Annotated in this window: 21 protein-coding genes and 2 tRNA genes; 8 read left to right on the top strand and 15 right to left on the bottom strand. The window is 70.0% G+C overall.

The genetic code is table 11. The annotated features are described in order from the left end of the window. Window positions 1–163: 163 nt before the first annotated feature. The 4 genes from valS to AAME72_RS16340 all read left to right on the top strand — a co-directional run bounded on the left by valS (window position 164) and on the right by AAME72_RS16340 (window position 4,023). On the top strand, window positions 164–2,773 hold the full coding sequence (gene valS / locus AAME72_RS16355) for a valine--tRNA ligase (protein WP_348787596.1): 2,610 nt from the start codon (window positions 164–166) through the stop codon (window positions 2,771–2,773). Then, a complete protein-coding gene (locus tag AAME72_RS16350; RefSeq protein WP_348787595.1) occupies window positions 2,770–3,216 on the top strand; it encodes a GNAT family N-acetyltransferase in 447 nt (148 codons plus the stop codon). Before valS ends, AAME72_RS16350 begins: the two co-directional genes overlap by 4 nt. A 70-nt stretch (window positions 3,217–3,286) precedes the next feature. Then, window positions 3,287–3,757: a GNAT family N-acetyltransferase gene (locus AAME72_RS16345; protein WP_348787594.1), complete on the top strand. Its 471-nt coding sequence runs from the start codon at window positions 3,287–3,289 to the stop codon at window positions 3,755–3,757. Then, window positions 3,757–4,023: a hypothetical protein gene (locus tag AAME72_RS16340; protein WP_348787593.1), complete on the top strand. Its 267-nt coding sequence runs from the start codon at window positions 3,757–3,759 to the stop codon at window positions 4,021–4,023. The genes AAME72_RS16345 and AAME72_RS16340 overlap by 1 nt, the downstream gene beginning before the upstream one ends. Window positions 4,024–4,044: 21 nt before the next feature. Here AAME72_RS16340 and AAME72_RS16335 read toward each other — a convergent pair whose 3' ends face one another. From AAME72_RS16335 to AAME72_RS16325, 3 genes are read right to left on the bottom strand one after another with little or no spacing between them, the layout of a single operon-like run. Then, window positions 4,045–4,230, bottom strand: coding sequence for a hypothetical protein (locus AAME72_RS16335; RefSeq protein WP_348787592.1), 186 nt, complete (start codon window positions 4,228–4,230; stop codon window positions 4,045–4,047). Continuing rightward, window positions 4,227–5,498, bottom strand: a complete 1,272-nt coding sequence (locus AAME72_RS16330) for an MFS transporter (protein WP_348787591.1) — start codon at window positions 5,496–5,498, stop codon at window positions 4,227–4,229. Before AAME72_RS16330 ends, AAME72_RS16335 begins: the two co-directional genes overlap by 4 nt. Further along, window positions 5,495–6,133, bottom strand: a complete 639-nt coding sequence (locus AAME72_RS16325; protein WP_348787590.1) for a winged helix-turn-helix domain-containing protein — start codon at window positions 6,131–6,133, stop codon at window positions 5,495–5,497. Before AAME72_RS16325 ends, AAME72_RS16330 begins: the two co-directional genes overlap by 4 nt. 119 nt (window positions 6,134–6,252) lie before the next feature. On the opposite strand from AAME72_RS16325, the gene AAME72_RS16320 reads away from it, so the two are divergent. After that, on the top strand, window positions 6,253–8,286 hold the full coding sequence (locus AAME72_RS16320) for a M3 family metallopeptidase (protein WP_348787589.1): 2,034 nt from the start codon (window positions 6,253–6,255) through the stop codon (window positions 8,284–8,286). 65 nt (window positions 8,287–8,351) lie between these two features. Then, window positions 8,352–9,656 carry an ion channel protein gene (locus AAME72_RS16315; protein ID WP_348787588.1) on the top strand — a complete coding sequence of 435 codons (1,305 nt, stop codon included), beginning with the start codon at window positions 8,352–8,354 and terminating at the stop codon, window positions 9,654–9,656. Here the strand turns inward: AAME72_RS16315 and clpX are convergent. From clpX to AAME72_RS16275, 8 genes are all read right to left on the bottom strand, one after another. Continuing rightward, on the bottom strand, window positions 9,613–10,887 hold the full coding sequence (gene clpX / locus AAME72_RS16310; RefSeq protein WP_314148401.1) for an ATP-dependent Clp protease ATP-binding subunit ClpX: 1,275 nt from the start codon (window positions 10,885–10,887) through the stop codon (window positions 9,613–9,615). The genes AAME72_RS16315 and clpX overlap by 44 nt on opposite strands. 127 nt (window positions 10,888–11,014) lie before the next feature. Further along, window positions 11,015–11,761, bottom strand: coding sequence for an AAA family ATPase (locus tag AAME72_RS16305; protein WP_348787587.1), 747 nt, complete (start codon window positions 11,759–11,761; stop codon window positions 11,015–11,017). A 10-nt stretch (window positions 11,762–11,771) separates the two neighbouring features. Then, the gene (locus tag AAME72_RS16300; RefSeq protein WP_348790161.1) at window positions 11,772–12,443 is read right to left on the bottom strand and encodes an ATP-dependent Clp protease proteolytic subunit; all 672 of its coding nucleotides are present in this window, start codon (window positions 12,441–12,443) and stop codon (window positions 11,772–11,774) included. A gap of 41 nt (window positions 12,444–12,484) precedes the next feature. Then, window positions 12,485–13,078 carry an ATP-dependent Clp protease proteolytic subunit gene (locus AAME72_RS16295; RefSeq protein ID WP_314148398.1) on the bottom strand — a complete coding sequence of 198 codons (594 nt, stop codon included), beginning with the start codon at window positions 13,076–13,078 and terminating at the stop codon, window positions 12,485–12,487. Window positions 13,079–13,179: 101 nt separating this feature from the next. Next, window positions 13,180–14,073: an EamA family transporter gene (locus AAME72_RS16290; RefSeq protein ID WP_348787586.1), complete on the bottom strand. Its 894-nt coding sequence runs from the start codon at window positions 14,071–14,073 to the stop codon at window positions 13,180–13,182. A gap of 340 nt (window positions 14,074–14,413) precedes the next feature. After that, entirely contained in the window at window positions 14,414–14,899 is a 486-nt protein-coding gene (locus AAME72_RS16285) for a tetratricopeptide repeat protein (protein WP_348787585.1), read from the bottom strand. 85 nt (window positions 14,900–14,984) lie between these two features. Then, window positions 14,985–16,406 carry a trigger factor gene (tig, locus tag AAME72_RS16280; RefSeq protein ID WP_348787584.1) on the bottom strand — a complete coding sequence of 474 codons (1,422 nt, stop codon included), beginning with the start codon at window positions 16,404–16,406 and terminating at the stop codon, window positions 14,985–14,987. Between the two features lie 60 nt (window positions 16,407–16,466). Further along, a tRNA-Pro gene (locus AAME72_RS16275) sits at window positions 16,467–16,541 on the bottom strand. Between the two features lie 98 nt (window positions 16,542–16,639). Between AAME72_RS16275 and AAME72_RS16270 the strand changes: the two genes are divergently transcribed. After that, window positions 16,640–16,710, top strand: a tRNA-Gly gene (locus AAME72_RS16270). A 61-nt stretch (window positions 16,711–16,771) separates the two neighbouring features. Here the strand turns inward: AAME72_RS16270 and AAME72_RS16265 are convergent. The 3 genes from AAME72_RS16265 to AAME72_RS16255 all read right to left on the bottom strand — a co-directional run bounded on the left by AAME72_RS16265 (window position 16,772) and on the right by AAME72_RS16255 (window position 21,810). Next, a complete protein-coding gene (locus AAME72_RS16265; protein ID WP_348787583.1) occupies window positions 16,772–19,483 on the bottom strand; it encodes an FG-GAP-like repeat-containing protein in 2,712 nt (903 codons plus the stop codon). Window positions 19,484–19,659: 176 nt separating this feature from the next. After that, complete coding sequence (locus tag AAME72_RS16260; RefSeq protein ID WP_348787582.1) at window positions 19,660–20,316, bottom strand: response regulator transcription factor; 657 nt, start codon at window positions 20,314–20,316, stop codon at window positions 19,660–19,662. Between the two features lie 105 nt (window positions 20,317–20,421). After that, on the bottom strand, window positions 20,422–21,810 hold the full coding sequence (locus AAME72_RS16255) for a sensor domain-containing protein (protein ID WP_348787581.1): 1,389 nt from the start codon (window positions 21,808–21,810) through the stop codon (window positions 20,422–20,424). 156 nt (window positions 21,811–21,966) lie between these two features. Between AAME72_RS16255 and AAME72_RS16250 the strand changes: the two genes are divergently transcribed. Then, entirely contained in the window at window positions 21,967–22,449 is a 483-nt protein-coding gene (locus AAME72_RS16250; protein WP_348787580.1) for a DNA starvation/stationary phase protection protein, read from the top strand. Between the two features lie 47 nt (window positions 22,450–22,496). Here AAME72_RS16250 and AAME72_RS16245 read toward each other — a convergent pair whose 3' ends face one another. Beyond that, complete coding sequence (locus tag AAME72_RS16245) at window positions 22,497–23,120, bottom strand: methyltransferase domain-containing protein (RefSeq protein WP_348787579.1); 624 nt, start codon at window positions 23,118–23,120, stop codon at window positions 22,497–22,499. Window positions 23,121–23,123: the final 3 nt, after the last annotated feature.

Here is a 23,123-nt window from a genome sequence, read left to right as displayed (position 1 = left end):
GGGGACGCGACACGCCGCCCGGCCGACCGGGACACGGCGGGTCGCGTCCCCTCTTCGCATCCGCCGGCCGACGGGGGATGCGGCGATTCCGCTACCCTTGATGGGTTATGACATTCAGGCACCTCGAGGACACGGTGCCGCACATATCGAATCGGAGACAGCCATGAGCGCCACGAACCCCGTGCCCGACAAGCCCGCACTCGAGGGCCTGGAGACCAAGTGGGGCGACCACTGGCAGCAGGAGGGGACGTTCCGGTTCGATCGCGCCGGGGCCCTCGAGGCCGGCCGCGAGTCCGTCTACTCGATCGACACCCCGCCGCCGACGGCGTCCGGCTCTCTGCACATCGGCCACGTCTTCAGCTACACCCACACCGACGTCGTCGCCCGGTACCACCGGATGCGGGGCGAGAAGGTGTTCTACCCGATGGGCTGGGACGACAACGGCCTGCCCACCGAGCGCCGCGTGCAGAACTACTACGGCGTCCGCTGCGACCCGTCGCTTCCCTACGACCCGGACTTCGTCCCGCCGTTCGAGGGCGGGGACAACAAGAGCTCGAAGGCCGCCGACCAGAAGCCGATCTCGCGCCGCAACTTCATCGAGCTGTGCGAGCGGCTGACCGTCGAGGACGAGAAGCAGTTCGAGGCGCTGTGGCGCTCGCTCGGCCTCTCGGTCGACTGGTCGCAGACCTACCGCACCATCGGCCAGGAGGCGCTGCACGTCTCCCAGCTCGCCTTCCTGCGCAACGTCGCCCGCGGCGAGGCGTACCAGGCGCTCGCGCCGACGCTCTGGGACATCACGTTCCGCACCGCGGTCGCCCAGGCCGAGCTCGAGGACCGCGAGCAGCCGGGCGCCTACCACCGCGTCGCCTTCCACGGCGCCGACGGCCCCGTCTTCATCGAGACCACCCGTCCCGAGCTGCTCCCCGCCTGCGTCGCCCTCGTCGCGCATCCGGACGACGAGCGCTACCAGCCGCTGTTCGGCACGACCGTCCGCACCCCCGTCTTCGGCGTCGAGGTGCCCGTGGTCGCCCACCACCTGGCGCAGCCCGACAAGGGCACCGGCATCGCCATGATCTGCACCTTCGGCGACATCACGGATGTCACCTGGTGGCGCGAGCTCGACCTGCCGAACCGCGCGATCATCGGCTTCGACGGCCGGATCCTGCCCGAGCCGCCCGCCGCCATCGAGTCGGAGGCCGGCAAGGACGCGTACGCGCAGCTCGCCGGGAAGACCGTGTTCTCGGCCAAGCAGGCCGTGATCGAGCTGCTGCGCGCCTCCGGCGACCTGATCGGCGAGCCGAAGCCCATCCAGCACCCGGTGAAGTTCTTCGAGAAGGGCGACAAGCCGCTCGAGATCGTCTCGACGCGCCAGTGGTACGTCAAGAACGGCGCTCGGGACGAGAAGCTGCGCGAGCGCCTCATCGAGCTCGGGCGCCAGATCGACTGGCACCCGGACTTCATGCGCGTGCGCTACGAGAACTGGGTGAACGGCCTCACCGGCGACTGGCTGATCTCGCGCCAGCGGTTCTTCGGCGTGCCGATCCCGGTCTGGTACCCGCTGGATGCGGACGGCAACCCGGTGTTCGACCAGCCCATCCTCCCGTCGGAGGACGTCCTCCCCGTCGACCCGTCCTCGGACGCGGCCCCCGGCTATGAGGAGTCGCAGCGCGGCCAGGCCGGCGGCTTCGTCGGCGAGCACGACGTGATGGACACCTGGATGACCTCCTCGCTCACCCCGCAGCTCGCGGGCGGCTGGCAGCGGGACGACGCGCTGTTCGAGACCGTCTATCCGTTCGATCTGCGCCCGCAGGGCCAGGACATCATCCGCACCTGGCTGTTCTCGACCCTGCTCCGCTCGCAGCTGGAGGCGGGGCTCACGCCGTGGACGAACGCCGCCATCTCCGGCTTCATCGTCGACCCCGATCGCAAGAAGATGTCGAAGTCCAAGGGCAACGTCGTCACGCCTGCGGACATCCTCGAGAAGCACGGCTCCGACGCGGTCCGCTACTGGGCGGCGTCGTCGCGGCTCGGCACCGACGCCGCGTTCGACCCGCAGAACCCGACGCAGATCAAGATCGGCCGGCGACTGGCCATCAAGCTGCTCAACGCGGCCAAGTTCATCCTCGGCTTCGAGGCCCCGGCATCGCTCGACCTGGCGCAGGTGACGAGCCCGCTCGACCGCAGCATGCTGCAGCAGCTGGCCGAGGTCGTCGCGGACGCGACCGCCGCGCTCGACGGCTACGACCACGCCCGCGCACTGGAGGTGGCGGAGACGTTCTTCTGGACGTTCTGCGATGACTACCTCGAGCTCGTGAAGGAGCGTGCGTACGGCGAGGCGACCGCCGAGCAGGCGTCCGCCGTCGTCGCGCTGCGCACTGCGCTCTCCGCGTTCCTGCGCCTGTTCGCACCGGTCCTGCCGTTCGCCTCCGAGGAGGCGTGGAGCTGGTTCAACGAGGGCTCCGTGCACGTGGCACCGTGGCCGACCACGGCCGAGGTCGCCTCCGACTGGAGCGACGACCGCGCGGTGCTGACCATCGTGGGGCGCGCGCTGACCGGCATCCGCGGCGCCAAGACCGCAGCGAAGGCCTCCCAGCGCACCCCGGTCGACTCCGCGGTGATCGCCGGGCCCGACACCGAGATCGCCGCCATCCGCTCGGCGGCGGGCGACCTCGCCTCGGTGGGCAGAATCGCCGAACTGCGTTTCGCATCCGCCGAGGAGACGCACGTGACCGATATTCTGCTTGCTCAGGCGCCGATCGAGGAGGAAAGATGACGGCAACGGTCCGCCGCGTAGAGGACAACGAGTTCTTCACCTGGCTCGACCTCTACACCGGCTACGGGGAGTTTTACGAGAACCCGGTGACCGATGAGAAGGCCCTCCTCGTCTGGAGCTGGTTGAGCGATTCCGACAACGACCTCGAAGCGTGGTTCGCCGTGGACGAGGACGGCAAGCCGATCGGACTCGCCCACGTGCGCGAGTTCGCTCGACCGCTGGACGGCAGCAAGGGCCTCTACCTCGACGACCTCTTCGTCGTGCCGGACGCCCGCGGCGCCGGCGCCGGCACCGCCCTGCTCGAGCACCTGCGCGACCAGGCCCGGGAGCGCGGTCTCTCCGTCGTCCGGTGGATCACCGCGAAGGACAACGAGACCGCCCGCCGGCTCTACGACCGCGTCGCCGAGAAGACGAAGTGGGTCACCTACGACCTCGTCCCCTGAACCGGACCGCGATATGGTCGAAACACACACCGGACGCCCAGCCGTGCGGGGAACGCGAACGGAGGAACCCATGTCGATCGAGGTTCGACCGGTCAGGGACGGCGATTTCTTCGCCTGGCTCGATCTGTACGCGAAGTACGCCGAGTTCTACGACACCGAGCTGACCGACCAGAAGGCCCTCGTCCTGTGGTCGTGGCTCAGCGCCGCCGACCACGAGGAGAGCGGCTACGTCGCGGTCGACGGCGAGCGGATCGTCGGTCTCGCTCACGTCCGCGAGTTCGCCCGCCCTCTCGAGGGCGACCGCGGCCTGTTCCTGGACGACCTGTTCGTCGCGGAGGACGAGCGCGGCAAAGGCATCGGGCGCCGGCTCATCCAGACGGTCCGCGAGCTCGCGGAGCAGCGTGGACTCGGTGTCGTGCAGTGGATCACCGCGCAGGACAACACCGCGGCACAGAAGGTCTACGACGGCGTCGCCGAGAAGACGGGCTGGGTCACGTACGAGATCGACCTCGTGTCGGCCCGAGCCCGCGAGCGCGCCTGATGCAGCTCGGGACCCGCTGGGCCGTCGGCGAACAGCCTCCGTCGTCCCTCCCGGAAGTGGTGGCGTACGCCGTCTCCACCGTCGAGGAGGAGCTCGTGGCCACCGACGTGGAGACGGACGGCTGGCGCTGGACGCTCACCTGGCTCGAGGGCAAGCCGGTGGTGGAGCTGGACGACGGGACGGTCATCCGGTACAACCAGGCCGAGGACTCGGCGACCATCACCCAGCCCGTCGAGCCCGAGTCGACGGACTACGACGAGGTCTGAGCGGGGTCGCATCTCGGCGTCTCAGCGCGGCAGCTGCGGGAGCAGACGGGCCGCACGGTCGCGGCTGGATTCGATCGACGTCACGCGCGCGGCGTGATCGGGCCCGATGGCGGGCTGGCGCGTCCCCCACGCGGTGAGGGCACGGCCGACCCGGACGGCGGTGCGGTGGCTGAACGACGTGCGGACGGGCACGAATACGGCGGTCATTTCACGGTTCCTTCCGGAATGGTGTCGGTCGGTGCTTCGGTGCCGGACCCGCTTGCGGCGGACGGCCCGTAGCTGTCGGCGCTGAGGAGCAGCCGGGTGGCGATCAGGGTGAGGACGACCACGACGACGCCGCCGATGAGGAACGGCAGCTTCAGGTCGATGCGGGCGACGAACCCGCCGAGGATGGTGGCGATCGGCGTGAGGCCCCAGCCGATGGAGCGCACGATGCCCATGGCGCGACCGAGCATCGCGTTCGGGACGATCGCCTGGCGGAGCGCGCCCCACGGCACGTTCCAGACGGCGACGCCGAAGGCGCCGATGGCGTAGGCGAGGATGCCGAGCACGACGTTGCCGGTGAGCCCGACGCAGCCGATGCCCAGCCCGCTGACCAGGATCGAGACGAACATCACGCGTCCGCGCCCGAAGCGGGCGACGAAGCGGCTGGAGAGCAGGGCCCCAGCGAGGGCGCCCACTCCGATCAGCGCGGTCACCACGCCCACCAGCGCGGCCGGCAGGCCGTAGGTGTTCAGGAGCAGCAGCACCACGCTCCCCTGCGCGAACGCGAGAGCGGAGGCGGTGATGGAGGTGAGGATGATCATCGGCCGCAGGAAGCGGTGGCCGGCCAGGAAGCGCACGACCGCGCCCATCCCCGGCCGCGCCTCGCCTGCGTGCTCGCCGCCGAACGCGTGAGCGCGCGCGGCCGCCGCCGGGATGGTGAGCGCGAGGAGGCCCGCGATCAGGAACCCGGCGCCGGTCAGCCAGACCGGAAGGAGCAGGGAGGCGGCGAACAGGAAGCCCGCCACCGGCGTCGCCACGAAGTTCTGGATGACGATCTCAGCGGACTGCATCCGCCCGTTCGCGCGGTCGAGCTGGTCGCGGGTGACCAGGCTGGGCACGACGGTGGTCGTCGCGTTGTCGAAGACCGTCTCCCCCAGTCCGAACAGCAGCACGCAGGCGTACAGCCACCAGATCGTGAGGGCGTCCCCGGCGATCAGCAGAGCCAGCAGCGCGGCCACGGCGAATCGCACGCTGTTCGCGACCGCCATGGCGATCCGCCGGTCCACCCGGTCGAGCAGCATGCCCGCGGGGATGCCGAACAGCAGCCAGGGCAGGAAGGTCACGGCGGTGAGGCCCGCGATCAGGGCCGGGTCGTGCGTGAGCGTCGTCCCGATCAGCGGGACGGCGGTGCGCCCGATACCGTCGGCGAGGTTGCTGGCGATCGCGGACGTCCAGAGCCGCCCGAAGCCCGCGCCGAGCCGGGTGCTCATCGCTTCTCACCCTCCGCGCGATCCTCCTGCTCGACGAGCGGGAAGGCGTTGAACTGCGCCTGGATGCGCTTCTTGGGTCCGTCGTCCGGCTCGGCCTTCCACTTCTCCTTGAGCCGGTTCACCAGGATGTAGTACTCCCGGCCGAGCTCGGCGAGCTGGTCGCGGGTGACCTCGAGGTGGGTGGTGGAGAGTGCGCTCGCCTCCATCCACTCCATGCCGAAGGTCTCGAGGCCGCGGCGGACGAAGGCGCTCAGGCGGCGGTCGTTGTTCTGCTGCCAGCTGAGGGACACCTGCTCGGTGGCCTCGCGGCCGGCCGGCGATTCGAGGATCGCGGGGCCGCCGAGCGAGACGCCGCCGGGTGCCATCTTCCACCAGCGCTCCCGGCCCTTGCCGCGCTCGTCGTCCTCGACGATGATTTCGTGCTTGGCCAGCTGGCGCAGGTGGTAGCTGGTGGCCCCGCTGGACTCCCCCAGCCGCTCGGCGAGCATCGAGGCCGTGGCCGGGCCGAAGTCGGAGAGCTCGTTCATGATCTCCACGCGGAGCGGGTGCGCGAGGGCTCGCAGCGCCGGCATCCCGATCGGTTCGAAATGCGGCTCGTACGGCTCGGCGGCGGCCTGCTCTTCGTCGTTGCTCATGTCATCAGAGTAGCGATGCAAAGACTTCTTTGCAAGCGTATCTTTGCATTGATTCTTTTGCATGGTTCTCTTTGCAACGGGATCTTTGTACGTTTGCTGGACGGGCCTAGGCTGGAGCAATGGCTGAAACGTCCAATCCCTTCTTCGCCCCCAGCACGCTCCCCTACCAGCTGCCCCCGTTCGCGGAGATCCGCGACGAGCACTACCGCCCCGCCTTCGAGCGCGGGTTCGAGGAGCAGCTCGCCGAGATCGCCGCGATCACGGCGACGACCGATGCGCCGACGTTCGAGAACACGATGCTGCCGCTCGAGCGGTCCGGAGGGACGCTGATGCGGGTCGCCGAGGTGTTCTTCAACAAGAGCTCGTCCGACAGCACCGACTTCACCAACGCGCTCGAGGAGGAGATCGCACCCCGGCTCTCGGCGCACCAGGACGCGATCCGGCTCGACCCCGAGCTCTACGCACGCATCGCCGCGCTCTACGAGCAGCGGCACGACCTCGGACTCGACGCCGAGTCGCGCTACCTGATCGAGCGCTACTACACCGAGTTCACCCTGGCCGGCGCCGGTCTCGACGACGCGGAAAAGGCCCGCCTCCGCGAGTACAACCAGCGCCTGTCCACCCTCACCACACGATTCGAGAAGAACCTGCTGGCCGACACCAACGACCTCGCCGTCGTCTTCGACACCGCAGAGGAGCTGGACGGCCTCGGCGAGGGCGAGCTGTCGGCCGCGGCGGAGGCGGCGAAGGAGCGGGGGCTCGACGGGAAGTACGTCGTCACGCTCGTGCTCCCCACCGGCCACCCGTGGCTCGCGAACCTCACCGTGCGCGCGTCGCGCGAGCGGATCATGGCCGCCTCCCGCGCCCGCGGCATCCGCGACGGTGAGAACGACAACCGCGAGCTGGTGCTGGAGATCTCGCGGCTGCGCGCCGAGCGCGCCCGTCTGCTCGGCTTCGACACGCACGCGGCCTTCGTCACCACGGACGAGACGGCGCGGAATCCGCAGGCCGTCGCCGACATGCTCGGCCGGCTCGCCCCTCCCGCCGCCCGCAACGCCCGCGCCGAGCAGGCCGAGCTGGAGAAGCTGGCCGGCGACACCGTGGAGAGCTGGGACTGGGCGTACTTCACCGACAAGGAGCGTCAGGCGACCTACGATGTCGACTTCGCCGCGATGCGCCCGTACTTCGAGGCCGAGCGCGTGCTCCGCGACGGCGTCTTCTACGCCGCCACCCGCCTCTACGGCATCACCTTCGAGGAACGGCCCGACCTCGTCGCCTACCACCCCGACGCGCGCGTGTTCGAGGTGCGCAACGAGGACGGCAGCGAACTGGGACTGTACATCCTCGACCTCTACACCCGCGACTCCAAGCGCGGTGGCGCGTGGATGAACCCGCTGATCTCGCAGTCGGAGCTACTCGGCACCCCGACCGTCGTCGTCAACAACCTCAACGTGCCGAAGCCCGCCGCGGGCGAGCCGACCCTGCTCACCTACGACGAGACGAACACGCTGTTCCACGAGTTCGGCCACGCCCTGCACGGGCTGTTCGCCCGCGTGACGTACCCGAAGTTCGCCGGGACGAACGTGTTCCGCGACTTCGTCGAGTTCCCGAGCCAGGTCAACGAGATGTGGATGCTCTGGCCCGAGATCGTCGAGAACTACGCGGTGCACCACGTGACCGGCGAGCGGATGCCGCAGGAGCTCATCGACCGCCTGCACGCCTCCGAGGCGTTCAACGAGGGCTTCGCGACCAGCGAGTACCTGGCCGCTGCGCTGCTCGACCAGGCGTGGCACTCGATCACGGCCGACGACACCGTGACCGATGTCGCGGCCTTCGAGGCGCAGGCGCTCGCGTCCGTCGGCCTCGACAACCCGGCCGTTCCTCCGCGCTACGCGAGCACATACTTCGCGCACACCTTCTCCGGCGGCTACGACGCCGGGTACTACTCCTACATCTGGAGCGAGGTGCTCGACGCGGACACCGTCGAGTGGTTCAAGGAGAACGGCGGGCTGAAGCGCGAGAACGGCGACCGGTTCCGTCAGCGCCTGCTCGGCGTCGGCGGATCCAAGGACCCGCTGGAGGCGTACCGCGACTTCCGCGGCCGCGACGCCGTGATCGACCCTCTGCTCAAGCGTCGCGGCCTCGACGGCTGAGACACGCCCTAGCCCCCTTCCCGTCCGACGCTCTAGCCTGAGCGCATCGCGGGAAGGGGGCGCAGATGACGTCGAGCGAACCGGTGCTCCCGGCGCCTACCGTGCGATCGCTGCTGCTGCTCAGCATCCCCGCGCTCGTCATCGGCATCGTGAGCGCCCTGACGCTCTGGGCCGTCGACGAGATCGCCGGCGTCGTCGAGGACGGCGTGTGGACGGCCCTGCCGCACGCGCTCGGCATCGACCCGTCGTCGGGATGGTGGATCTTCGCCGTGCTGACGGTGACCGGTTTCGCGGTCGGCCTGACCGCCTGGCTGGTCCCCGGCCACGCCGGACCGGACTCGGCGACGACGGAGCTCGTCGCGCCGCCGCTGCGGCTCGCCGTGGTGCCCTCGCTGGCGCTGGCCGCGATGCTGGGGCTCGCCGGGGGCGTGAGCCTAGGGCCCGAGAACCCGATCATCGCGATCAACGTCAGCATCATGGTCACCCTGATCGGGCGGCTCTGGAAACGGGTGCCCGCCAACGTCGTGATGCTGATGGCCGCGTCCGGCACGATCGGGGCGCTGTTCGGCACCCCGGTCGCCGCCGCGCTCGTCTTCACGGGCATCGTCGCGGCCGTCCGGGGCGGCGGCGAGGTGTGGGACAAGCTCTTCCTCCCGCTCGTCTCCGCAGCGGCCGGGTCGCTGACCATGACGCTGCTCGCGCATCCCTCGTTCGCCATCCCGATGCCGGCCTACACGCAGGTGACCGGGTGGGACCTGCTGGCCGCGCTCGTCATCGCGGCCGTCTCCGCCGCGATCGGCGTGCTGGCCGCCACCGTCTTCCCCGTCGTCCATCGGGCGTTCCACGCGTTGCGCCATCCGGTGCTGATCACCCTGGCGGGCGGAGCGGTGCTCGGGCTCCTCGGCGCGCTCGGCGGCCCGATCACCCTCTTCAAGGGGCTGCAGCAGATGGGAGAGCTCGTCACGCACCGCGGCGACTACACGGCAGGGCAGCTCGTCACGATCACGGTCGTCAAGCTCGCGGCGCTGCTGGTCGCGGCGGGTGCCGGCTTCCGCGGCGGCCGGGTCTTCCCCGCCGTCTTCATCGGCGCCGCCGTCGGGACGCTGGCGAGCTCCCTCGTGCCGGGGATCCCGGTCGCCGTTGCTGTCGCCGCGGGGGTGCTCGGGATCACGCTCGCGGTGACCCGGGACGGCTGGATCGCCATCTTCGTCGGGGTCGCGGTGACCCACAACCTGCTGATCCTGCCCATCCTGTCGCTGGCGGTGCTGCCGGCGTGGCTGATCGTGACGAAGGCACCGCCGCTCCTGATCCGGACCGAGCCGGAGGCTACGCCGACTTCTCCTCGCGCCGCGGACGGTGCGGGACGATAGTCGGTGCCGCGTTCTCCAGCACCGCCTCCTTGGTGACCACGACCCGAGCGACCTCGGAGCTCGACGGCACCTCGAACATGATCGGGCCGAGCACCTCCTCCATGATCGCGCGAAGGCCGCGGGCGCCGGTCTTGCGGAGAACCGCGAGGTCGGCGATCGCCTCGAGCGCAGAGTGCTCGAACTCGAGCTGCACGCCGTCGAGCTCGAACATCCGCTGGTACTGACGCACGAGTGCGTTCTTCGGCTCGGTGAGGATCTGCATCAGCGCGTCCTGGTCGAGCGGGGTCACCGTCGTGACGACGGGGAGCCGGCCGATGAACTCGGGGATGAGTCCGAACTTGTGCAGGTCCTCCGGCAGCACCTCGCTGAAGAGGTTGATGTCGTCGCCCTTGGAGTGCAGCGGGGCGCCGAAGCCGATGCCCTTCTTGCCCGCGCGCGAGGAGATGATCTCCTCGAGCCCGGCGAACGCGCCGGCCACGATGAACAGCACGTTCGTCGTGTCGATCTGGATGAACTCCTGGTGCGGGTGCTTGCGGCCGCCCTGCGGCGGCACCGAGGCGACCGTGCCCTCGAGGATCTTCAGCAGCGCCTGCTGCACGCCCTCGCCGGAGACGTCGCGCGTGATCGACGGGTTCTCTGCCTTGCGGGCGATCTTGTCGACCTCGTCGATGTAGATGATGCCGGTCTCAGCGCGCTTGACGTCGTAGTCGGCGGCCTGGATGAGCTTCAGCAGGATGTTCTCGACGTCCTCGCCGACGTAGCCCGCCTCGGTGAGAGCGGTCGCGTCCGCCACGGCGAACGGCACATTGAGCCGGCGCGCGAGCGTCTGGGCGAGGTAGGTCTTGCCGCAGCCCGTCGGGCCGATCAGCAGGATGTTCGACTTCGCGATCTCGACATCGTCGATCGCGTCGGCCGACGTGATGGTCTGCTTGGCGCGGACCCGCTTGTAGTGGTTGTACACCGCGACGGCAAGGGCGCGCTTGGCCTGCTCCTGGCCGATGACGTACTCCTCGAGGAAGCCGAAGATCTCCTTCGGCTTCGGCAGGTCGAACTCGCTCGACGCCTCCTCGCCCGCCTCGGCGAGTCGTTCCTCGATGATTTCGTTGCAGAGCTCGACGCACTCGTCGCAGATGTACACGCCGGGACCGGCGATCAGCTGCTGCACCTGCTTCTGGCTCTTGCCACAGAAGGAACACTTGAGCAGATCGGCGCTCTCCCCGATGCGTGCCATCCGTCTCCCCCTCCTTGTCGGGTCTCTCCGACGAGCCTAACCCGCGGCGGCGACATTGGCGCGCACCTGGGACGCATTTGGTCGCTGCGCGCCGTTACGCCCTGAGCAGAAGCGCGGGGCGACCGGCTCAGAGCAGGTGCTTCAGCCACCGTCCCGGCGCGTCGAGGAACGACCGCCAGTTGCGCACGATCTCCAGGTCGTCCCATTCCGCCTCGCGGATCCCCCACTCGCCGAGCTCGAGGATGTGAGCGCCGGGCAGCGAGCAGAGGATCGGCGAGTGCGTCGCGCACAGCACCTGCGTTCCGCGCTCCGCCATGACCGCCAGGTTCGCGACCCACCCGAGGGTCGACTGGAACGACAGCGCCGCCTCCGGCTCGTCGAGGCAGACCAGCCCGGCCACGAACTGCGGGTGGTTCAGCCGGGTCTCCAGCAGCGTGTTGAACGACTCGCCGTGGCTCATCGTGTGCAGCTGCGGGTCGCCCGCGGTCGCGACGGACTCGAAGTACGTGTAGTAGCCGTGCATGGTCTCGGCCCGCAGGAAGAAGCCCCACTTCGCCGCCCAGGGCGCGCGCTCCAGCGCGAGCCACTCCGACAACGGGGACTCGGTGCGGCGTGTCGCGTGGTGGCCCTGGTTGCTGCCACCCTCTGGAGGGAGCCCATAGGCCTCGGCGACGGCCTCCACGATGGTGGACTTGCCAGCACCGTTCTCGCCGACGAGGAAGGTCACGCCCGCCGGGAGGTCGAGTCCCTCGCGCAGCAGCTGGCCCACCGCCGGGATCGACGCCGGCCAGACCGCGGTGTCGTACGCCGCATCCAACCGCGTCCTGACACGACGAACGGGGCGGTCGTCGAAGAGACCGCCCCGTTCCGCCATGTGCGACAGGCTACTTGACCAGTGCCGGCAGCGTCTTCCTGCTGGTGAGCACCTGGTCGATCAGGCCGTACTCGAGGGCCTCCTCCGCGGACAGGATCTTGTCGCGGTCGATGTCCTTGTTGACCTGCTCCACCGAGCGGTTGGAGTGCCGCGCGAGCGTCTCCTCCAGCCAGGTGCGCATCCGCATGATCTCGTTCGCTTGGATCTCGATGTCGGACGCCTGCCCCTGTCCGGCCTCGCCGACGGCGGGCTGGTGGATGAGGATGCGGGCGTTCGGCAGCGCGAGGCGCTTGCCGGGCGTTCCCGCCGCGGTGAGCACGGCGGCGGCCGAGGCGGCCTGGCCGAGCACGACGGTCTGGATCTGCGGGCGGATGTACTGCATCGTGTCGTAGATCGCCGTCATGGCCGTGAACGAGCCACCGGGCGAGTTGATGTACATCACGATGTCGCGGTCGGGGTCCTGGCTCTCGAGCACGAGCAGCTGGGCCATGATGTCGTCGGCCGACGCGTCGTCCACCTGCACGCCGAGGAAGATGATGCGGTCCTCGAACAGCTTCGCGTACGGGTCCTGGCGCTTGTAGCCGTAGGCCGTGCGCTCCTCGAAGCTGGGCAGGATGTAGCGGGCGCCTGGCGCCTGCACGCCTCCGAAGGCCTGACCGCCGAAGGACGGTCCGCCGAGCATAGGGGTGTTCATTTCGTGGGTCCTCGTCCTTCTCGCGGGTCCTACTTGGTCTCCTGGTCGGTTCCGCCGCCACCGGCGACGTCGAGAGCCGACTCGCGGATGTGGTCGACGAAGCCGTAGTCGAGCGCCTCCTGGGCGGTGAACCAGCGGTCGCGGTCGCCGTCGGCGTTGATCTGCTCGACGGACTTGCCGGTGGCCGACGCCGTGATCTCGGCGAGGCGCTTCTTCATGTCGAGGATGAGCTGCGCCTGCGTCTGGATGTCGCTCGCGGTGCCGCCGAAGCCGCCGTGCGGCTGGTGCAGCAGGACGCGCGCGTTCGGCGTGATGTACCGCTTGCCCTTGGTACCCGCCGTCAGCAGCAGCTGGCCCATAGACGCCGCCATGCCGATGCCGACGGTGACGATGTCGTTCGGGACGAACTGCATGGTGTCGTAGATGGCCATGCCGGCCGTGATGGAGCCGCCGGGAGAGTTGATGTAGAGGTAGATGTCGCGCTTCGGGTCCTCTGCGGCCAGGAGCAGCAGCTTCGCGGCGATCTCATTCGCGTTCTCGTCCCGGACCTCGGACCCGAGCCAGATGATCCGGTCCTTCAGCAGTCTGTCGAAAACACTGGGCTGGATACCCATGTCGGCCATGTTCGCTCCGTTTCCTTTGTCGCTTGGAAATGAATCTATCGGAGGGTTTCCGGCATTTCCGCGCTGTTCGCCGTGGGCAGATACAGTGTCGCCGCGTGGCGTCAGCCGAGCGCGAGCAGCGCGACGCCGCCCAGCACGACCGCGGATCCGGCGAGCCGCTGCAGCGGACGGGGCTCGCGCAGCAGCAGCCAGCCGGCGAGGCTGACGAGCACCACCGACAGCTCGCGCGTCGGGGCGACGAGAGAGACGGGCGCAAGCGTCATCGCGCAGAGCACCAGGATGTACGACAGCGGCGACAGCACGCCGACCACGACGACCTGCCGGCGGTAGTCGCGCCACGCCGCCCGCACCTCCGCCCGGCGCCGGTACGCGATCGGGGCGAGCAGGACGATCTCGCCGAGTGAGCATCCCACCATGAACGACACCGGGGAGACCCCGAGGTCGTTGACCGTGAACGCGTCCCAGAGCGTGTACACGGCGATCGTCACGCCCGTGAGCAGGCCGTAGAGGACGCCGGGGCCGAGCAGCAGCCGGGCGCGTCCCCGTCCGCTCTCGCCCGGCACGGCCGCGGGCGCACCGGTGCTGAGGCCGATGCCGACGATCCCGGCCACCACGACGGCGGCGCCGGCGAGGGCGAGCGCTGACGGGTGCTCGCCGAACAGCAGGATCGCGAACACGACGGAGAGCAGCGGGCCGGTGCCGCGGGCCATCGGGTAGACGACGGAGAGGTCGCCGTGCCGGTAGCCACGCTGGAGCACCCACATGTAGCCGACGTGGATGACCGCCGAGACGCCGGCGCCGACGGCCAGGCCGCGCAGGTCGGCGCCCGCGAGCACCAGGTCCACCCCGGCGGCCGGCAGCCAGAGCACGGTCGAGGCGACCGCACCGAGGAAGATGAACGGGATGCCGCTGGCGCTGGCGCGTTTGGACGCCAGGTTCCAGGCGGCGTGGCAGAACGCGGCGATGACGACGAGCAGCAGGGCGGTGGGCGACACGAGGATCCTCTCCCCCGTCGCGTGGGCGCGACGGATCGGATCCTCCGGGCTTTTGTCCTGTCAGATGACGGGGCGCGGTGCGCTCCCGTGGTGCCGCTCGGACCAGTCCACCCGCCGGGGCGGGAACGGAACCCTAGGCACTGTCACGCTCAGCCTAGCGGTCGCCGCAGGGGCGGTGCTCCGTCGGCGCACCCGGCGCGGGTGAACAACTCAGGAACGGTCGGCCAAGCCGCCATCGGTTCCGGAGTTCTTCACGCGACACGCCGATGCAAACCGTGAACAACTCCGGAACCGATGGCGAGGGTGCCAGTGATTCGGGAGTTCTTCACGCGTCTCCGGCCTAGCGGTCCTCCAGCTCGGCCGCGTAGGCGGCGACGGCGCGTCCGTAGCGCGGCAGGCCCTGCGCGAGCGCGTCGAGGGCCTCGCGCAGGGCAGCGGCGGGCAGGCCGGAGTCGAAGAGGGCGAGCGCGGCGAACGCGTGCGCGGCGCTCGCGAGCTCGTGACCGGGGTTCTCCTGGAGGAGGTCGCGCAGCATCCCGAGCGCCTCGTCCGGGCGGTCGAGGTTGCGCAGGGTGCTCGCGAGCTGAATGACCGCCTGCCCGCGCCGCGGCTCGGCGAGCCCGGCATCCAGCGCCGCCCTGTAGAGGGGTTCCGCCTCGGCCTCGCGGCCGGCGAAGTCGCGTGCCCCCGCCGCCTCGAACAGCGCGATCGGGTCGCCGGGGTCGCGCTCGGCGACGAGCGCATCGATCGCGGCCACGGTCTCCCGCTCGTCGCGATCGCCTGCCGCGTCCCAGACCGCGTCGACGCGGTCCTGCCAGTCGTCCATGCGCGTCACCCTTCTCGTCCCGTCATGGTGCAGAACGCACGAGAGGCCGGGCCCACGCGGGACCCGGCCTCTCACACGATGCGACCTACTTGTCGGCTGCCTTCTTCTTGGCGGCGGCCTTCTTCTTCGGCTTCTCCTCGGCGGCGGGCTCCTCGGCGGGGGCCTCGTCCGCGGCCTGCTCGGCGGCGGGCTGCTCCTCGGCGGCCGCCGCGTCCTCGGCGTCGTCCTCGTCCGGCAGGGCGATGAACTCGGTCAGGTCGACCTTCGCGCCGTTCGTGTCGACGACCTCGACCTTGCCGAGGATGATCGCGAGCGCCTTGTTGCGGGCGACCTCGCCGACCATCGACGGGATCTGGCCGTTCTCGCTGAGGATCTTCACGAACTCGTTCGGGTCCATGCCGTACTGCGCGGCACCCTGCACCAGGTACTGGGTGAGCTCGTCCTGGCTGACCTTGATGTCCTCGTTCTGCGCGACCTCGTCGAGCAGGATCTGGGTGCGGAACGTCTTCTCGCTCGACTCCTTCACCTCGGCGCGGTGGACGTCGTCCTCGAGGCGGTTCTCCTGCTCGAGGTGACGGTGCACCTCGTCCTCGACGAGCTGCTCCGGGACCGGGATCTCGACGAGCTCGAGGAGCTTGTCCACGAGCTGGTCGCGCGCCGCGGTGCCCTGGCCGAACGACTTGGCGCGCTCGACCTGCGTGCGCAGGCTCTGGCGCAGCTCGCCGATGGTGTCGAACTCGCTGGCGATCTGGGCGAAGTCGTCGTCCGCCTCCGGGAGCTCGCGCTCCTTGACGGCGTTCAGCGTCACCGTGATCTGGGCGTTCTCGCCCTCGTGGTCGCCGCCCATGAGCGGGGCCTCGAAGGTGGTGGTCTCGCCGGCGGTGAGGGTCTCGAGCGCCTCGTCGATGCCGTCGATGAGCTCGCCGGAGCCGATCTCGTAGGAGATGTTCGCGGCGGTGTCGACCTCCTCGCCGCCGATGACGGCGACCAGGTCGATCTGGGCGAAGTCGCCCTTCTTGGCCGGGCGGTCCACGGTCACGAGCGTGCCGAAGCGGCTGCGCAGGCGGTCCAGCTCCTCCTCGACGTCGTCGACGCCGACCTCGGCCGCGTCGACCGTGATCGTGATGTCGTCGAAGGCGGGCAGGGTCACCTCGGGGCGGACGTCCACCTCGATGGTGAGCAGCAGGTCGCCGGAGAAGTCCTTCTCGTTCGGCCACTCGGTGATGTCCGCCTCCGGGCGGCCGAGCGGACGGACGTCGTTCTCCTCGACGGCCCGGCGGTAGAACCCGTCCAGGCCCTCGTTGACCGCGTGCTCGAGGACGGCGGCCTTGCCGACGCGCTGGTCGATGATGGGCGGCGGCACCTTGCCCTTGCGGAAACCGGGAATGGTCACCTGCTCGGCGATGTGCTCGTACGCGTGGTTGATGGACGGCTTCAGCTCCTCCGGCGTCACCGCGATGGTGAGCTTGGTGCGGGTGGGGCTGAGCTTCTCGACCGTGGTCTTCACGATGTCTGGGTTCTCCTGAATGTTCGAACGATGGTCTACTCGCAAGGAACGAGGTCCTCGTCGGGGCGACAGGATTCGAACCTGCGACCTCCCGCTCCCAAAGCGGGCGCTCTAGCCAAGCTGAGCTACGCCCCGGCTTCAGCGGTGCGAAAGACCACGCGCAAGTCTACTGCACACGGGCGCGGGCCCGTTATGTACTACGATGGTCGTCGGCCGTCCGGGTGGACGGCTTCGGGGATGTAGCTCAATGGTAGAGCCTCAGTCTTCCAAACTGATTACGCGGGTTCGATTCCCGTCATCCCCTCCGACACGGAAAACCGCTGGTCATCGGGCTCGATGACCAGCGGTTTTCCTGTTTCCGGGGTTCAGCGGAAGATGTCCCAGCCGCGACCGATCGCGACGGCGGCCTTGGCGTAGCCGGTCGTCACGGCGCCCGCGTCTCCCGTGCCGGAGTAGAAGTAGACCGTGCCGTCCGGCCGGACGGCGACCAGGTCGTTCTTCCCGTCGCCGTCGAGGTCGCCGACCCCTGCCACCGACGAGAAGATGCTCCAGCCGCGACCGATCAGGGCGTTGCGCGAGAACGTCTTCGCACCATTGACCGTTCCGGTGCCGAGCTTCAGCGTCACCGTGCCGTCCGGAGTGCGCGTGATGAGGTCGGCCTTGCCGTCGCCGGAGAAGTCCTTCGGCCCGATCAGGTCTGCGCCGCCGTTCCAGCCCGTCCCGAGCTGGACGGCCGGCTTGTAGCCCTCGTGGGTGGCGTCCGCGATCCCGGTGCCCGCGTAGAACATCGCGACGCCGTCCGGACGGACCGCGACGAGGTCGTTCTTGCCGTCGCCGTTGAGGTCGCCGACCCCGACGATCGAGGAGTACACGTTCCAGCCGTGGCCGATCTGCACCGCCTTCGCGTAGCCCTCGTCCCCGCTGCCGACCTTGCCGGTGCCGGCGTAGAACCAGAGCGTGCCGTCCGGTCGGATCCCGAGGAAGTCCGGCTTCTTGTCGCCGTTGAAGTCCCCGGTCGCGACCACCCGCGAGTACACGGTCCAGTTCGAGCCGATCTTCACCGAGGCGCCGAAGACCGTGGAGGTCCGGGTGCCGGGGTGCAGGTACAGCGAGCCGTCGGTGCCCGTGGTGAGCACATCCGGCTTGCCGTCCCCGTCGATGTCGCCCGCAGGGATGACCTGCGACGTCGACGCCCAGTTCTGGCTCAGGACGCGGCCGGCCGCGTACCCCTCCGCGATCTGGCCGCCGCCGATGAAGCGGAGCTCACCGGAGACGGTGCGGTCGAGCAGGTCGGGGATGCCGTCGCCGTCGAAGTCGCCCGGCGCCGCGAACACGTCGGTGGAGCTGACGCCCGGGATCGTGATCGGGACCGCGACCTTGTAGTACGGCGCGGACCACGTGCCCGAGTAGAAGCCCGCAGTGCCGTCCGCGCGGATGCCGACCAGGTCCGGCTTGCCGTCCCGGTCGAGGTCGCCGACGCCGAGGAGGACCTTCCAGGTGTTCCAGGAGCTGCCGATCTGCGTCGGCGTGCCGAAGATCCCGTTCGCCACCGCGCGCCCGGTGCCCGGCAGCAGCCAGAGCGTTCCGTCGGGCTTGACCCCGAGCACGTCCGCCTTGCCGTCGCCGGTGAAGTCGCCGGCGCCGACGAGCTGCGAGTACTGGTCGTAGCCGCTGCCGACCTGCACGGCGGCCGCGTAGCCCTCCGAGCCGCCCCCGACCCTGCCCGTGCCGGCGTAGAACCAGAGCGTGCCGTTCGTCCTGCGCGCCAGGAGGTCCGGCTTGCCGTCGCCGTTCAGGTCACCCGTGCCGACGAGCGCGTCGTAGACGCCCCAGCCGGTGCCGATCTGCTGGGCGGACTGGTATCCCGTGCTCATGCCGGTGACCGACCCGGTGCCGGCGTAGAAGAGCAGGGCGCCGTTCGACCGCCGCCCGATCAGGTCGGGCTTGCCGTCGCCGTTGAAGTCACCGACGCCGATCACGGGCGCGGCCATCGGCTCGACGATCGGACCGTTCGAGGCGAACTGCTGCAGGTTCGCCAGCGTGCCGTTGAAGGTGTCCTGGTCGCCGGGGAAGATCCCCGAGCTCGCGTACTGCCAGATCGAGTAGTTCGACCAGCCGGCCGGCAGCGTCCCCGCGCCCGAGGAGATGTTGGAGGGGTAGCGCGCGATGAACAACGGGTTCGCGCCGAAGCCCGGGTTGTTGCCGGTGCAGCGCGTCCACCAGTCGGTGGTCGAGTAGATGGCCGGGAGGCGGCCGGTGCGCGCCAGGATGGTGTTCGAGAAGTCCCGGATCCACGACACCATCTCTGCCGCGCTCAGGCCGTAGCATGTGGCGCCGTACGGGTTGTACTCGATGTCGAGCAGGGGCGGCAGCGTGCGGCCGTCCGCGCTCCAGCCTCCCCCGTTGTTCACGAAGTAGTTCGCCTGCGTCGCCCCCGAGGAGGTGTTCGGCGTGGCGAAGTGGTACGCGCCGTGGATGAGCCCCGCAGCGTAGGAGTCGTTGTACTGCTCGGCGAACTGACTGCTCTTGTAGTCCGTGCTCTCCGTCGCCTTGACGTACACGAACTTGGCGCCGTTTGCGGCGATGGTGCGCCAGTTCGCCGCGGTGAGCACCTGCCAGCCGCTCACGTCGAGACCGGGGACGCCCGGCGGGAGACCGCCGGCGAACGACGACAGGCCGCGTGCCGACTTCGCGGAGCTGTTGGGGTCGTTCGCAGCGATCGTCGAGCCCATTGCGTGGTTGCGCGCCGCGTTCTGGGTGGCGAGCGACGGGTCCTCGGCGATCTCGACCTGCGAGGACGCGGACGGAGCCGGCGACGTCGTCGGCGCAGGAGCCGGGGAGGCGGACGGCGACGGCGTGCCCGTCGCGGACGGGGTCGGCTCCGGCGTCGGCGCGGTGGGCTCGGGCGCACCCGATTCCGGGGTCGCGGTCGCAGCGGAACCCTGGGTCGTCGCGGGCTCGCCCGCCGAACCGGGACCGCTGGTCGCGAGCGCCGGCGCGGCGCCCGTCACGGTCAGGCCGGTCGCGAGCGCGCCGACGAGCAGAGGGAGAAGGGCTCGAGGGATTCGTCGGGGCATTTCGTCTTCCAGGGTCGCGTCGGGGTCGATCCGGGCCAGACCGCGTGGTCTACCGTCCCTGGCCAGGGTACGACGGGATCGCCGCAACCGGGGAACCGACGCGCTCAGTGCGGTGCAGGATCCATGCCTTCACATGAATGCGGCGACGGCTCGCGCGTGCTCGTGCCAGCCTGAACTCAGCGCTGAAGGAAGGCCAGCACCGCGAGCACCCGGCGGTGGTCGTCGCCCGAGTCCTCCAGCGCGAGCTTCTGGAAGATCGAAGTGACGTTCTTCTCGACGGCGCCCACGCCGATCACCAGTCGGGCGGCGATCGCGGCGTTCGTCCGGCCCTCCGCCATCAGCGTCAGAACGTCGCGTTCGCGCGGGGTGAGCGAGGCGAGCGGGTCGGTGCGGCGCATCAGCAGCTCGCGCACCACCTCGGGGTCCAGCACCGTGCCGCCGGCAGCGACACGAGTGACCGCGTCCCTCAGCTCGTCGAGGGAGGCGATCCGGTCCTTCAGCAGGTAGCCGGTGCCGCCCCGTCCGCTCGCCAGCAACTCCTGGGCGTACGCGCCCTCGACGTACTGGCTGAGCAGCAGCACCGCGACCCGTGGATGCGCGGCCCGCAACTCGAGGGCGGCCCGAACGCCCTCGTCGCGGAAGCTGGGCGGCATCCGGACGTCGAGCACGGCGACGTCCGGCTCGAGGGATGGGATCGCGGCCAGCAGCGATTCGGCGTCGCCGAAGGCGCCGATCGTCTGGAAACCGGCCTCGTCGAACAGCCGGATGAGCCCCTCGCGGAGCAGGACGGAGTCGTCGGCGACGACGAGGCGGAGGGGTGCGGCGTCTGACACCCCTCCACCCTAGGGCGCGGCGTCTCCGCGCGCCGAGAGGTCGCGACGTGCCGCCTCGATGGTGTCGAGGCGGCGTGTCACGACCCTTCGGCGCCCGTCGCCGGGTCAGGCGAGCGGGATGCGCGCGCCGATCCGGGTGGGCCCTCCCTCGGGGCTGTCCACGACGAGCTCTCCGCGCAGGCCGTGCACCCGCTCGGCCAGCCCGCTCAGCCCGTGGCCGGGCAGGGCGCTCGCGCCGCCGCGGCCGTTGTCGGTCAGCCAGACGTCCAGCCAGGCGGCGCCGGCTTCGTCCAGGCGACGGTCGAGCACCAGCCGGGACGCGGTGGCGCCGGAGTGCTTGGCGAGGTTCGCGGCGAGCTCGGCCAGCACGTAGTACGCGTTGCGCTCGATCTCCGGGCTGAACCGCTCCCCCGGCGCCAGCGACGATTCCACGCTCATCGGCACTGTGCTCCGGGCGGCCAGCGACTCGGACGCGGCGAGAAGGCCGCGGTCCTGCAGCAGCGGCGGCGCGAAACCGCGGGAGAGCGCGCGCAGTTCCTGCAGGGTGTCGCCGGCCTGCTGCCTCGCCTCCGCGAGCAGCGACGCTGCGGCGTCCGGGTCGTCCGCCAGCTTGCGCTCGGCGGCCGCGATGTCCATCTGCAGCCGGATGAGCCGCTGCTGCGGGCCGTCGTGCAAGTCGCGCTCCAGCCGGCGCAGCGCCTGGTCCTCCGCGGCGACAGCCGCTCCGCGCGACGCCGACAGGTCGGCGACCTCGCGCTGCAGCGCCTCCGAGCGCCACGACCCCAGCAGCCCGCGGGCGATGGCGTGATGCATCAGCGTCAGCCCGCGGGTGACGAACGGCAGCGTCACCGCGAACAGCACGCCGAGGATGAGCTCCAGGATGCGGTCGCCCACCACCGGGTCGAAGCTGGAGTGCACGCCGAACACGGCGTCCACGATCACCCGGGAGAGGAAGATGTCCTGATCGCCGCGCGGGATGAATCCCCGCCAGATCCACGAGGTCAGACCGCCGAGCACGACGGAGGTCCAGGCGATGGTGATCGCCCAGCTGACGATGCTCACGATCGGGTTGATGAACAGCCCGTGCAGCAGGTACAGCCAGTAGTGCCCGTCCACGAACGGCCCGAACGCCGACCGCCAGAACGAGCGCGGCTTGTCCGCCGGCTCCCACTTCGGCCGCTGGATGCGGGGTCGGCCCGCCCACTCCAGCCGGACCAGCTCCAGCGTCCCGAATCCACGGGCGGTGTAGAAGGTGCCGATCAGCACGAACAGTCCGACGTAGATCACGATGGTGCCGACACCGAACCAGAACAACGTCTGCAGCACGGAGAGCCCGACGATCGCGATCGGCATGGTGAGGAGGAGGAAACCGAGCTCCCTCGGCACGCCGCGCCAGAGCGACCCGTACGTGGTGCGGGCGGCGGGCGCGGTCGGCGTCGTCGGGGGCGTCGTCTGGGTCACGGCATCCAGCGTGGCAGATGTGCTGTTCGTCATGCCTCCAGCCTCGCGGGCGGGGGCGGACGGACCCACCGGGTGCGCCTCCCGAACCGTACGGGGGTTAACCCGCCCTTAGTTAGCGCAGCCTCAGCTTCGTTGCGGAATTCCGGGGCCGCAGTAGCGTTGACGCAGGCAGAAGAAAGGACGCCCCACATGACGGACATCGCTGCAACCCAGAGCGTTTCGAACCCGGATGTCGCCGCGGGGGTCGCTCAGTTCCTGAGCCCCGTGGTCATCGACCTCACCGCCATCGTCGTCGACGGAAAGCAGGCGCACTGGCACGTGCGCGGCGCGAACTTCATCGGCGTGCACGAGCTGCTGGACACGATCGTCGCCCACGCGCAGGAATGGGCGGACCTTGCCGCGGAGCGCATCGTCGCCCTCGGCCTCCCCGTCGACGCGCGCCTGGCCACGGTCGCCGCCAAGACCACCACCCCGGAGCTGACCGCGGGCTTCCGCCCGTCGAACCAGACCATCGCCGAGGTCATCGCGCAGATCGACGCGGCGCTGGCGAGCGTCAACACCGCGGTCAAGGAGCTCGACGAGCTCGACCAGACCAGCCAGGACGTCGCGATCGAGATCGCGCGCGGTCTCGACAAGGACCGCTGGTTCCTGTTCGCACACATCAGCGAGTAGGTCCTCGCCAGACCGTCGCCCCCGGACCCGCCGTCCCGGGGCGACCGTCAGTTAACGGCGCGGATCGTCTCGATCATGCCGAACGATCGCCGTTCATGCTCGGTGACGGTGAGTCCCGCCGCTCGGACCGTGGCCAGATGCCGACGGGTGAGGTGCTCCCCCTGGATCGGGACGGTGAACAGCTCCGCCATCCAGAGCACCGCCGTCACGGGAGGCCAGGTGCTGCGGACGTGGTCCGCGAGCAGCAGCGTGCCGCCGACCCGGAGCACGCGCTTCATCTCAGCGATCGCGACCGCCGGGCGTGGGATGCTGCAGAGCGCCAGGGCGCACACGACCGTGTCGAACTCCCCGTCTGCGAACGGCAGAGCCTCCGCGTCGCCGGTCATCAGCTCGACGGGATGTGCGCGGCCGGCGACGCGGGTGCGTGCGATCGCGAGCATCTCCGGGCTGAGGTCGACGCCGGTCAGTTCGACATCGTCCCGATAGAACGGGATGCTGCGGCCGCTGCCCACCGCGACCTCCAGCGTCCGGCCCGAGGCGCGCTCGCCGATCCACCGGCGTGCCGTTCCGATGACCCCGCTCTCGGCGCGGCCGATCTGCTCGTCGTAACGCGTCGCCTGGCGGCGCCAGGTCCGCTGCTGGCGCCGGATCCGCCGGTCGGGCGATGTCAACGC

The organism is Leifsonia sp. NPDC080035 (assembly GCF_040050925.1).
GTDB lineage: Bacteria > Actinomycetota > Actinomycetes > Actinomycetales > Microbacteriaceae > Leifsonia.
Note: the sequence above shows the minus strand (reverse complement) of the source record. Positions and strands in the feature narration are given on the sequence as shown.